The following is an 11349-nucleotide window of genomic DNA, read 5'->3' as shown; positions in this document are numbered from 1 at the left end:
CCGCCGCTGCGCTTCGCCGCGCCGGCGCTGACGAGCCCCTCGCCGGACGGGACGCTGCTGGCGTTGCGCGACGTCCACGTGCCCGGCCGCCTCGCGCTGGGTCGGCTCGACCTGACCGCCACCGATCGGGTCCTCGTCACCGGTCCGAACGGTGCCGGCAAGTCGACGCTGCTCGCCGTGCTGGCCGGGCAGCTCGAAGCCGGCAGTGGTGAGGTGCGCCGCCGCGGCGACCTGCGGGTCGGGCTGCTCGCCCAGGACAGCGTGTTCGACCGGCCGGAGCGCACCGCGGCCACCGTCTACGCCGACGCGCTGGGGCAGCGCCGGGCCGAGACCGTGCCGCTCGTCGGCCTCGGGCTGCTCGCCCCGCGGGAGCTGGGCCGGCCGGTGGGGGAGCTGTCCGTCGGCCAGCGCCGCCGCCTCGCCCTGGCGATCCTCCTCGCGGAGCCGCCCGATCTGCTGCTGCTCGACGAGCCGACCAACCACCTCTCGCCGCGCCTCGCCGACGAGCTGCAGGACGCACTGGGCCAAGGCCCCGGCGCGATCGTCGTCGCCTCCCACGACCGCTGGCTACGCTCCCGCTGGCCCGGCCGCGAACTGCGCCTGCCCGTCCCGCTCACGGGCTGACATCCCGCGGAGGAGACGCGGAACGTCAATGCTGCGTATCGAAGCCCCGGGGCTCGCCGCCGCGGGGCTGCGCCGGCACCCACGCCGGGTCGCGCAGCGTCGGGCGCAGGTAGGTGGGGGCGGAGCGGCCCTCGATGCGCTGCATCATCGCGCCGTAGCCGGCGCGGATGCCCTCAAACAGAAGGCCGGTGTCGCGGGTGAACCGGCCGACCCGGTGTGAGCCCGGCAGGCACACGACGTCCAGCAGGTCGTAGGGGCGATCCAGACCGGATCCAGCGGTGGCGTCCTCGAGGAGGGCTTGGACCCGGACGTAGTTCCGTTGGGTGTCCAGGAAGGCTCCGCCCAAGCCTTTGCGGAGCCGGTCCAGGCGCCGGGCGACGAGACACTCCAGCAGGCCAGGGGCCTGCGCGCGGGCATCCGCGGGCTTGGTCCGCAGCGCGACGATGTGGGTACAGCCGTCCTCGATGGCGGTGAACACGGGATGGGCGAGCAGCACCCCGCCGTCGAGCAGGCGGTCGCCGTGGAACGGTACCGGCGGGCCGGCGACGATCGGTAAGCAGGAGGTCGCCCGCAGAATGGTTCTGAGGTCCTCCCGGGAGGCGAACCCGCTGATCGTGTTGGGCCTGATGTCGTCAACGGACGACACCGTGATGTGCAGCCGCAGCCCTGCCTCCAGGACGGCCTGGAAGTCGAGCGGGTTGCGCCGCCCCATGATCTCCTCGATCACGAAGTCGAGCGAAAGAGCTGGCCTACCGCGCAGTACCCGCTTCAGGCTGAGGAACTCGGGCTCGACGAGATAGTCGTAGTAGCAGGCGAGAGCCTCCCAGCTGGCGCCGGTGACGAAATAGGCGCTGTTGAGCGCTCCGGCCGAGAATGCGTACACGTCGTCGAAGCAGGCCGCGAGTCCCAGGTCGTTGAGGGCCACCAGCATCGCCCCGGACACGACGCCCCGCATCCCGCCACCCTCGACGGCCAGCGCGACCCGATGCTGGTCGGTCCGGTGACCGGGGACGCTGCCGGCGCGGCGGCGCTCGGCGAGCACATCGATCACGGAACGCCCCACGTCTCGCTACTCCGTCCCCGCCGCGCCGCACCCGGCACGCTGGTTGTCTCCGCCGCCGTAACGCCGTTCCGACGCTTGGCTGCGCAAGACATCCAGCCCACGCGAGACACGAACTCGGCCAAGTCCTGGCGGCGGCCCAGTTGTCAGGACCGGACCCGCCACGCTGGGTTACGCGGTCGGTCATCGGACAGGCGCGGGTAATCAGACATCTGCCGATCACGAACTAGGGTTGTCTCCGGTTGTCGCGTTTCCTGAGACAACCGCAAACGGGGGAATTGCCGGTCTTTGGCCGGTTCGGGGGATAAAGGTGATACCGCATGTCCGCATCTGAGGGAGGGGCCACCAGGCGTCCTGGTCGGCCGCCGAAGCCACCGGCGGCGCCGCCGGGTCCCCTGCGAGATTTCGTGGAGGCATTGCGCGCGCTGCGTGAGAACGCCGACAGCCCGCCGTATCGGGTGATGGAAAGTCGGGTGCACTATTCGCGTACGACGTTGGCGCGCGCCGTGGACGGCCGCGTCCTGCCGAACCTCGACGTGGCGTTGGCCTACGTCCGAGCCTGCGGCGGCGACGAGGCCGAATGGGAGACGCGCTGGCACAGCGTCCGCACCGCCCAGTCCCGCGCGTCCAGGCCCGGCCCACCTGGCGGGACCGCCGCCACCCCTTCCGGGAGCGCCGCGGCCACGGAGAACGCCACGACTGATACGCCTCGCCCAGCGCAGCGCGAGAGGTCGGAGGACTCGTCGGCGCCGGTCGCGGCGGCTTCGTCCCCGCGCCGGCTGTCATCCGGGTTGGACGAGGTCGTCGACCGACTTGCCACGCTGGTGCGCCACCAGTGGGAGGCCGAGGCCGAGCTCCGGCGGATCAATGACCCGCATCCACTGCCGGTGACCTGGTCGGAAGCGGACCCAGAGTTGGCGGAGGAGTGGGCGCTTGCCACCGAGACGCTGCGCCGCGCGGTTCCCGCGCCCCGGCTGACAGGCGGCGACGACCAGCTCGCCGATATCTTCGCCGCCATCCCCACCCGGCGCCTTGTGGTGCTCGGTGAGCCGGGCTCGGGCAAGACGATCTTGCTTGTTCGCCTCGTCCTGGACCTGCTGCGGCGGCGTGAGTCCGGTGGCTCGGTCCCCGTTCTGGTGCCGGCGGCGTCGTGGAATCCGGATGGGCGGGACCTGCGTACCTGGCTGACCGATCGGCTCGCCACCGACTACCCCGGCCTGGCCGGCGCAATGCCGGGCAGCCGAGGCGTCTGCCGGGTGGACGCGCTGTTGGACGAGGGGCTGCTGCTGCCCGTCCTTGACGGGCTCGACGAGATTCCCGACGCGCTTCGCGGGCCCGCGATCACGCGGATCAACGAAGCGCTGCGCCCCGCGGACGGCATCGTCGTCTCCTGCCGGGAACAGCAGTTCCGCGAGGCGGTGCAGCCCGGCGGGGGCGCCGCGTTCACCAGGACCCCGATGCTTTTGCGGGCGGCGTGTGCCATCACGCTGCACGAGGTCAACCCGGCATCCGTCAGGACCTATCTCCGCCGTGACGCCGACTCCTCGGCAGACCGGTGGCGCCCCGTCTTCGCCGCGCTGGGCACCGACGCGCCGGTCGCCCGGGCGTTACGAACCCCGCTGATGGTCGGCCTGGCGCGCACGATCTACAACCCGCGCCATGGCGAGCATCGCGGTGCCCTCCCCGACCCGGCCGAGCTGTGCGACCGAGAGCGATTCCCCGATGCCCGTGCGGTGGAGAACCATCTGTTCGACGCGTTCATCCCGGCCGCCTACCGGCGCCCACCGCACCCGCGGCCTGCCCGGTCCTGGCGGCGCGGCCTTACCCCGGCCGCGACCTACTCCGTCGAGCAGGCCGAGCGGTGGCTGACGTTCCTCGCTGCGCACCTGCAGCGGGACCTGGCCGGCACCACCAACCTGGCCTGGTGGGAGATTCCACGCGCGGCGCCGCGCTGGCTCGCTGGCGCCGTCGTCGGGACTGTCGCCGGCCTGGCCGCGGGCTTCGTCGCGGCGCTCACGCCACAGCTTGGGGCAGGCCTGGGCATCGGCATGCTCGCCGCACTGGCAGTTGCTCTGCCGGTGCGCCGCGCCACCGGCGATCGCCGCAAGGACCGGCTCGGCCTTCGGCTCGCCGCAGGTTACCTCGGCGGACTCGTCGGCGGACTGCTCACCGCAGCCGTGTGCACCGTCAGTGTCGGCACGTCCCACGGGATGCTCAGTGGGGTCGCGGGCGCGCTGGCCGTCGGGCTTGCGGTCGGGCCCAGCGGGGGTCTGGCCGGCGGCGCGCTGGGCGGGTTCGTCGGCGGCTGCGCCGTCCGGCTCGCCGTTGGGGTCGGACAGGGCCCGATCGCCGGGTTGGTCGACGGACCGGCAATCGCGCTGGGAGTGGGGCTGGCCGTCGGGCTCGCCAGCCGTGACCAGCCGGCCGAGAAGCTACGCTGGTCGCGCGCGGGACTGCTCGGAGGCAGCTTGGTCGGGCTGTGCGTTGGGCTGGGCGCGGGCCTGTCCGTCGGCTTCGGGGTAAGCCCACGTGGCGGGCTGGTGGCTGGCCTCGTGGCCGGTGTATCCGCGGGTGCCGCCGCGGGCTTTGTCGCCGGACTCGGTGGCGCCCCGGCGGATCTGACCCGCGGGGCGAGCCCACGGACGCTGTTCGCCCGAGACCGCACGACGTTCACCGCCGTCACCTGCGTGGTGGGGGCGGCGATCGTCGTCGGCACAGCACTGTCCACCGGGTACGACGTGACCCTCGGTGCCAGCCTCGCCGCCGCGGTCGCGATTGCGCTGACCGCTGGATTCCTGCAGGCCTGCTGGGGGACGCTGGCGATCTCTCGCGTCTGGTTCGCGCTGCGTGGACACCTCCCCTGGCGACTGATGACGTTTCTCGCCGATGCCCACCAGAACAGAGGCGTACTACGCCAGGCCGGCGCCCTGTACCAGTATCGGCACGCGGAGCTCCAGCGCCGTCTCGCCGACCGTTCGCAGGTCCGCCGCTGATGGCAGCCTGCCGCGACGTCCCGGGAACACCGGGCACGTGGGGCGGCTGGCCGTACCGCGGCGTGGGGTTCTTTCACGGCGAGACAACCCGCAGATTGGCGCGGAATTGAAGCGGGACAATCTCCGGGCGTCCGGTTGAGGCACGCCGCGCGGCATCCTGCGTCTGACGAATCTTCGGGCGCGGAATCGCCCGGCAAAGACCCGCGAAAGGATGCCAATGGAGCCAATCCGTATGTTGTTCCGCGGTAGGAGGCGATGTGCGTCGCTCCTTACCGCGGTCGTCCTCGCCGCTGGTCTGGTGGCGACCGTCTCCGCACCCGCGTCGGCGGCGACCGCTGCCAGCAATCTCCCGCTGGTGGGCATCGCCGCCACCCCGACCGGAACGGGCTACTGGCAGGTCGCCTCCGACGGCGGTGTCTTCACCTTCGGTGACGCGGCGTTCTACGGTTCGATGGGCGGGAAGTCGCTGAACAAGCCGGTGGTCGGCATCGCCGCCACCCCGACAGGTCGAGGATATTGGCTGGTTGCTTCCGACGGCGGTGTCTTCGCCTTCGGTGACGCGGCGTTCCACGGATCGCTGGGATCAAGGCCACTCGGTCAGCCGGTGGTCGGCATCGCCGCGACCCCGACGGGTCGGGGCTATTGGCTGGTTGCTTCCGACGGCGGCGTTTTTGCCTTCGGCGACGCGAGGCTGCACGGATCGATGGCCGGCCAGCACCTGAACGCGGCGGTCACCGGCATTGCGGCCGCGCCCTCCGGCGCCGGCTACTGGCTTGTTGCCGGGGACGGCGGTGTCTTCTCGTTCGGCGTGCCGTTCTATGGCTCCATGGGCGGCCGGCCGCTCAACAGCCCGGTGACGGCGATCGTCGCCACGGGCACCAGCCACGGCTATCTGCTCGCCGGCGCGGACGGCGGCGTGTTCGCCTTCGGTGACGCCGCCTTCCGCGGCTCCATGGGGGGTAAGGCGCTGGCCGCCGAGGTCAACGCGATCGCCATCACCCCTGGCGGGTACTGGCTGTCTGCCGCCGACGGCGGGATCTTCGCCTTCGGCGCCCCCTTCTACGGCCGGGCGAGCTACATACCGCCGCGCGTGCCCTCGACGACTCCGGCCGGGCAGGCCGCGAACCTCGCCCTCGGATGGAAGGGACACACCTGGACTGGGGTCAACGGCGACTACTGGAATGCGCCTGTGCACGGAGAGTACTGGTGTGTGGACTTCGCGACGTACACCTGGCAGAAGGCTGGGATCAACGTCCCGCACTACATCAACACCACCCAGCTCACCGCCTGGGCCCAGAAGTACGGCCACTGGCTGTCGCTGGGTACTTCACCGCAGGTGGGGGACCTGGTTGTCTACCCAAGCCACGTTGGTGTGATCGTGCAGGTGTTCCCGAGCAACGGCACGGTTGTCAGCGTCGACGGTGACTTCGGCGGTGAGGGCTCGTCTGAGAAGGCATTCGCGTCGAGCTCGCACGCCGTCCAGAGCCAGCCTTGGAGCCCAAGCTCGGGGCGGGGCACGGCCGGCACCATCAAGGGCTACGTCCGAGCCGGCTGACGGCGCTGCACGAGGCACCGTGGACGCCGAGTGGCTTGTGCTGCTCGCGGACGTGCGCGGGACCGCGACGCGGACACCACCGGCATGACGGCCATGCCGGTGGTGTCCGCCGGCGCATGACTAGGTGGGCGGCGCCCGCCAGTGCAGCATGGCGCGGTACATGGCGGTGCGGGTCGGTGGCGGGGGCAGCTCGGGGTGGGCGGCGCCGCTGCTGGGTCCGTCGGCGGCGAAGGAGCGCAGCAGGTGGCCGACCAGGCGTCGGGAGGCGGTCTCGGCGGCGGGACCGCTGGCGGCGACGACGCCGGCGTTGGCCATGAGGATCACGACGAGATCCTGGTGGGCGAAGTCGGGTCGCAGCCGGCCGGCGGCCTGGGCCCGGTCGATGAGCCGGCCGAAGTCCGCGGCGACCTCGTCGCGCTGCGACTCCAGCGCCCGCGCGGTGGGAAACGTGCGGGTCAGGACCTCGGTGAAGCCGAGGTCGGCGACCTGCATGGCGCAGACGGTCTCGATGAAGCGGCAGAACCCGTGCCAGGGGTCGGGGTCGGCGAGGGCGGCGGACGCGGCGTCACGGTAGCCGGCCATCTTCGGGGAGAAGACCGCGCCGACGAGGTCGTCGCGGGTGGGGAAGCGGCGCAGCACGGTGGCGATGCCGACGCCCGCGTGCCGGGCGACCTCGTTGGTCGACACCGACAGCCCCTGCCGGGTGAACAGCTCCCGGGCGGCCTCGACGATCCGGTCGCGGTTGCGCCGCGCGTCGACGCGGATGCGCTGGCCCTCATCCGTCACGATCTGACGGTACCGCACCATCTGGAGCACCTTCTCCGGTTATCCCGTAGGCTGCGCACATGCTTGAACTCGGGGTGCTTTCGCTCAGCGACGCCCAGATCCGGCTGGCGACCGGCGTGCGGGTCGGTCACGGCGAGCGGCTGGACGAGATCGTGGGCCACGCGACGCTCGCCGAGCGGGTGGGACTCGACCTGTTCGCGCTGGGGGAGCACCACACCCTCGACTTCGCCGTCTCCTCGCCGGCGGTCGTGCTCGCCGCCGTCGCCGCCCGAACCAGCCGGATCCGGCTCACCAGCGCGGTGACGGTGCTGCCGATCCTCGACCCGGTGCGGCTCTACCAGGACTTCGCCACCCTCGACCTGCTCAGCCACGGCCGCGCGGAGATCATTGCCGGGCGCAGCGCGTACGCCGAGCCATTCGAGATGTTCGGCGAGCACCTCGCCGACGCCGACGCGCTGTTCGACGAGAAGCTCCGACTGCTGCTCACCCTGCGCGAACAGGAGCGGGTGACCTGGCGCGGCCGGTTCCGCCCGCCGCTGACCGACGCGCCGATCACCCCGCGCGCCGAGCCCGGTTCGCTACCGGTCTGGGTCGGGGTCGGCGGGTCGCCCACCAGCGCCGAACGGGCCGGGCGCCTCGGCCTGCCGATGGTGCTCGGCTACATCGGCGGCCCGCTGAGCCACGCCCGGCGCGCCGTGGACGTCTACCGCGCGGCCGGCGAGCAGGCGGGCCATCCCGAGCGGCTGAAGGTCGGCATCTCCACCCACTTCTACGCGGCGGCCTCCGAACAGGACGCCCGCGCCGTCCACCCGTACTACTACGAGTACCTGCGCCCCAAGACCCCCGGCGGGCGCGGCTTCATCGTCTCCGCGGAGGCGTTCGCCGACGGGATGCGCCGCGGCAACGCCATCATGATCGGCACGCCCGCCCAGCTCATCGAGAAGATCCTCGACGCTCACCAGACCCTCGGCCTGGACCGCTTCTACGGCCAGATCGACTGGGGCGGCCTGCCCCGCGAGCAGGTCGCCGACTCCATCCACCGCTTCGCCGACGCCGTCGCCCCGGTCGTACGCGCCCACACCGACAGCCAGGCCAGCGCCGCCCGCGGCTGATCGTCAGCGGGGCGGGGGCCCCACCGTGGCGCGGTTCCGCGGAACACCTTGATCGACTTAGTCATTGGCTGCTTCCCGCCGTCGGCAGTTCGGTCGCGGCACGCGGCTCGGTGAGGGTGGTCACGAGCTCGCCGATCAGGTTTTCGTCGACGGGTTGGCTGGTGGCGAGGATCCGGTACCAGATGACGCCGAAGACGATGTCGGCGACGGTGCCCGGGGACGGGATCTGCGGCAGGTCGCCTCGGGTTCGGGCGCGGTCGAGAATGATCCCGAGCGCGTCACGGCGGCGCTGCAGGAACGCGGAGCGGAACCGCTGCTGGAACTCCTCGTCGATCTGCGCGTGGGCCATCAGGGCGCGCAACGTGTCGACCACCCGCTGGTCGCGGCCCAGCCGGAAGCTGGCGGCGAGGAAGGCGCGCAGGTCGGCGGCATAGCTGCCCTCGTTGGGGATGGGCACGTGCAGGTCGGCCTTGGTGGCCAGGGCGTCGAGCAGCACATCGGCCTTGGACGGCCACCAGCGGTAGATCGTCTGCTTGCCCGCGCCGGAGCGGGCGGCGATGCCCTCGATCGTCAGGCCGGCATATCCCACCTCGCCCGCAAGCTCCATCGCCGCGGTGAGGATGGCGAGCCGGCTCTCCTCGCTGCGCCTGCGTCCGGGCCGGGCCGGTGTGGGTTGGTCGGTCACGGTCATCATGCTACCGTGATTTCGAGACGAGACGTAGCGGTTCGAATTAGGAGATCGCGTGAGTGAGCACACTGCACTGGTCGTCGGCGGAACGTCCGGCATCGGGCTGGCTACCGCCCGGCGGTTGCATGCCCTTGGCGCGACGGTCCATGTCGTCGGCCGTGACAAGCGGCGACTCGACGACATCGCGGGCACCGACCCGGCGCTGATCGGCCACCGGGCGGACGGCGGCCACCGCGGCGAGATCAGTGCCGTCCTGGCCGCCGTTGGCCGCGTCGACTGGCTCGTCATCACCCTCAGCGGCAGCGATGGCCCGGGCCCCATCGCCGATCTGGACCTCGACGTGCTTCGCGGGGCGTTCGACGCGAAGTTCTGGGCGCACCTCACCACCATCCAGGCGGCCCTGCCGTACCTCACGCCGACCGGTTCCATCACGCTGCTCGGCGCGATCAGCGCCCGCGTCGGGATGCCGGGAACCGCGGGTATCGCGGCCCTCAACGGCGCCGTCGAGGCCCTGGTCAAGCCGCTCGCCGTCGAACTCGCGCCGATCCGGGTCAACGGCGTTTCCCCCGGTCTGGTCGACACCCCCTGGTGGAGCGGCATGCCCGACGACGCACGGCAGTCGTACTTCGCGCAGGCCGTGCAGGCTCTGCCGGCGCAGCGGATCGCGACCGCGGACGACATCGCCGAGGTCACCGTCGTCGCGGCGACCAATCCGAACGTCACCGGCACCGTCATCGAGACCGACGGCGGGGCGCGGCTGGTGTCGATGGGGTGAGCCGGGGCTCGTCCTCAGCGGCGGGGGCCCCAGGGGGTGTCGGTGCGCAGGCGGGCCTTGTCGACCTTGCCGGCGGCGTTGCGGGGGAGTGACTCGGTCAGGATCGCGACGAACTGGGGGATCTTGAAGTCGGCGAGACGGCCGGCGGCGTGGGTGAGCAGCGCGGAGACGTCGATGGCGGCGCCGGGGCGGGGCACGATCGCCGCGGCGACCCGCTGGCCCAGGCGCGGGTCGGGCACGCCGACGACGGCGACCTCGCCGACGCCGTCGAACGCGGCCAGCACCCGTTCGACCTCGATGCTGTAGACGTTCTCCCCGCCGCGGTTGATCATGTCCTTGATGCGGTCGAGCAGGTGGATGCGCCCGGCGCCGTCGATGTGGGCGAGGTCCCCGGTGTGCAGCCAGCCGCCGTCGAGCACCTCGGCGCTCGCCTCGGGCCGGTGCCAGTAGCCGCTCATGAGCTGCGGGCCGCGTACGAGGAGCTGGCCGACGCCGGCGGCGGCCTCGGGGCCGTCGAGGCGCAGCTCGGTGGCGGCCACCGCGCTGCCGACCGTGTCGGCGTGGGCGAGGACCTCGTCGTGGTCCAGGCCGCTGACGCAGGCGGCCTCGGTCAGCCCGTAGCCGGGACCGAAACGGGCCGCGGGGAAGGCGGCCAGCAGCTCCGCGACCTGGCTGGGCGGGGTCGGTGCGGCGCCGTAGCTGACCAGCCGGACGTGCGAGACGTCGGTGCGGGGAAAGTCGGGGTGGCGCAGCGCCTGCCAGTACATCGCCGGCACGCCGTTGAGCACGTCGATGTGCTCGTCGTGGATCGCCCGCAGCCAGGCGCCGGTCTCGAAGCGGGTGGCGATGACGACCGTGCCGCCGGCGAGCAGGGCGGGCAGCCACTGCATGCCGAAGGCCAGGACGTGAAACAGCGGCGCGGCGATCAGCGTCCGCGTCGCCTCGGTCGGGCCGAGGTGCAGGGCGCGGCGGCACTGCTCGGCCGCGGACAGCAGCGCCCGGTGCGACAGCATCGCGCCCTTGGGCACGCCGGTGGTGCCGGAGGTGTAGAACAGCGCGGCCAGCGCCTCCGGGTCCTCGGCGAGGCGCACGGTGGGCGGGCCGTCGGGCAGCGCGGCCGGGTCGTCGACGACGAGGGTGGCGCCGGAGTCGGTGACGATGTGGGCGACCTCGGCCGGGGTCAGCCGGGTGTTGACGGGCACGGGCACGGTGCCGGCGAGGATCGCGCCGAGCACCGCCGCGCACCAGGGCGCGCCGTTGGGCAGCCGCACGGCCACCCGATCGCCCGGGGCGATGCCGGCGGCGACGAGGCCGCCGGCGACCCGGCCGGCCGCGTCCCACAGCGCGCGGTAGGTCAGGCGCTGGCCGGTGGCGAGGTCGACGAGGGCCTCCGCGTCCGGCACCCGCTCGACGGTGGCGCGTGCGCCGTCACCAACAGTGGGCGCGAGGCCGGTGAAACGCAGCCCCGCCGGGGTGCGTACCGTGCCCGCAACGTCCGGGCCGGGTCCCGGCGGGGCGGCGCTCACACGCCGGCCTTGGCCAACAGGCGCTCGTAGTAGACCGCCGGGCCGCCGAACAGCAGCTGGGAGGCCTTCGCCCGCCGGTAGTACAGGTGCGCGGCGTGCTCCCAGGTGAAGCCGATGCCGCCGTGGACCTGGATGTTCTCGGTGGCCACCGCGACGAACGCCTCGGAGCAGACGGCGTGCGCGACGGCGGCGGCGACGCCGGCGTCGGGGGCGTCGGCGAGGCCGTCGAC

General features: G+C 72.5%; 10 protein-coding genes. 5 read left to right on the top strand and 5 right to left on the bottom strand.

What is annotated here, in order from left to right:
* A partial coding sequence (locus ND748_RS16055; RefSeq protein WP_251746617.1) for an ATP-binding cassette domain-containing protein occupies window positions 1-624 on the top strand: 624 nt, incomplete at its 5' end.
* A 25-nt stretch (window positions 625-649) separates the two neighbouring features.
* Here ND748_RS16055 and ND748_RS16050 read toward each other — a convergent pair.
* On the bottom strand, window positions 650-1687 hold the full coding sequence (locus ND748_RS16050; protein WP_251746616.1) for a patatin family protein: 1038 nt from the start codon (window positions 1685-1687) through the stop codon (window positions 650-652).
* Window positions 1688-2004: 317 nt separating this feature from the next.
* Between ND748_RS16050 and ND748_RS16045 the strand changes: the two genes are divergently transcribed.
* Complete coding sequence (locus ND748_RS16045; RefSeq protein ID WP_251746615.1) at window positions 2005-4677, top strand: NACHT domain-containing NTPase; 2673 nt, start codon at window positions 2005-2007, stop codon at window positions 4675-4677.
* Between the two features lie 217 nt (window positions 4678-4894).
* Entirely contained in the window at window positions 4895-6232 is a 1338-nt protein-coding gene (locus tag ND748_RS16040) for a CHAP domain-containing protein (protein WP_251746614.1), read from the top strand.
* A gap of 120 nt (window positions 6233-6352) precedes the next feature.
* Here ND748_RS16040 and ND748_RS16035 read toward each other — a convergent pair whose 3' ends face one another.
* Window positions 6353-7039: a TetR/AcrR family transcriptional regulator gene (locus ND748_RS16035; RefSeq protein ID WP_251746613.1), complete on the bottom strand. Its 687-nt coding sequence runs from the start codon at window positions 7037-7039 to the stop codon at window positions 6353-6355.
* A gap of 38 nt (window positions 7040-7077) precedes the next feature.
* Between ND748_RS16035 and ND748_RS16030 the strand changes: the two genes are divergently transcribed.
* Window positions 7078-8130 (top strand): LLM class flavin-dependent oxidoreductase, encoded by a 1053-nt coding sequence (locus ND748_RS16030; RefSeq protein WP_251746612.1) that lies wholly within the window; start codon window positions 7078-7080, stop codon window positions 8128-8130.
* 61 nt (window positions 8131-8191) lie between these two features.
* On the opposite strand, the gene ND748_RS16025 is transcribed toward ND748_RS16030, so the two are convergent.
* Complete coding sequence (locus ND748_RS16025; protein WP_374215938.1) at window positions 8192-8815, bottom strand: TetR/AcrR family transcriptional regulator; 624 nt, start codon at window positions 8813-8815, stop codon at window positions 8192-8194.
* A 58-nt stretch (window positions 8816-8873) separates the two neighbouring features.
* On the opposite strand from ND748_RS16025, the gene ND748_RS16020 reads away from it, so the two are divergent.
* On the top strand, window positions 8874-9593 hold the full coding sequence (locus ND748_RS16020) for an SDR family oxidoreductase (protein ID WP_251746610.1): 720 nt from the start codon (window positions 8874-8876) through the stop codon (window positions 9591-9593).
* Between the two features lie 14 nt (window positions 9594-9607).
* On the opposite strand, the gene ND748_RS16015 is transcribed toward ND748_RS16020, so the two are convergent.
* Both ND748_RS16015 and ND748_RS16010 read right to left on the bottom strand, forming a co-directional pair.
* Window positions 9608-11119 (bottom strand): class I adenylate-forming enzyme family protein, encoded by a 1512-nt coding sequence (locus ND748_RS16015; RefSeq protein ID WP_251746609.1) that lies wholly within the window; start codon window positions 11117-11119, stop codon window positions 9608-9610.
* The coding region (locus ND748_RS16010) for an acyl-CoA dehydrogenase family protein (protein ID WP_285902199.1) at window positions 11116-11349 on the bottom strand (234 nt) is incomplete at its 5' end. The genes ND748_RS16010 and ND748_RS16015, both read right to left, overlap by 4 nt.

This window comes from Frankia sp. AiPs1 (genome assembly GCF_023716945.1).
Classification (GTDB): Bacteria; Actinomycetota; Actinomycetes; order Frankiales; family Frankiaceae; genus Frankia.
Note: the sequence above shows the minus strand (reverse complement) of the source record. Positions and strands in the feature narration are given on the sequence as shown.

Bases quoted from the DNA above. Each gene is read 5' to 3' on its own strand.
- ND748_RS16030 (WP_251746612.1), top strand. From the start codon at position 7,078: ATGCTTGAACTCGGGGTGCTTTCGCTCAGCGACGCCCAGATCCGGCTG.
- ND748_RS16040 (WP_251746614.1), top strand. From the start codon at position 4,895: ATGGAGCCAATCCGTATGTTGTTCCGCGGTAGGAGGCGATGTGCGTCG.
- ND748_RS16045 (WP_251746615.1), top strand. From the start codon at position 2,005: ATGTCCGCATCTGAGGGAGGGGCCACCAGGCGTCCTGGTCGGCCGCCG.
- ND748_RS16035 (WP_251746613.1), bottom strand. From the start codon at position 7,039: ATGGTGCGGTACCGTCAGATCGTGACGGATGAGGGCCAGCGCATCCGC.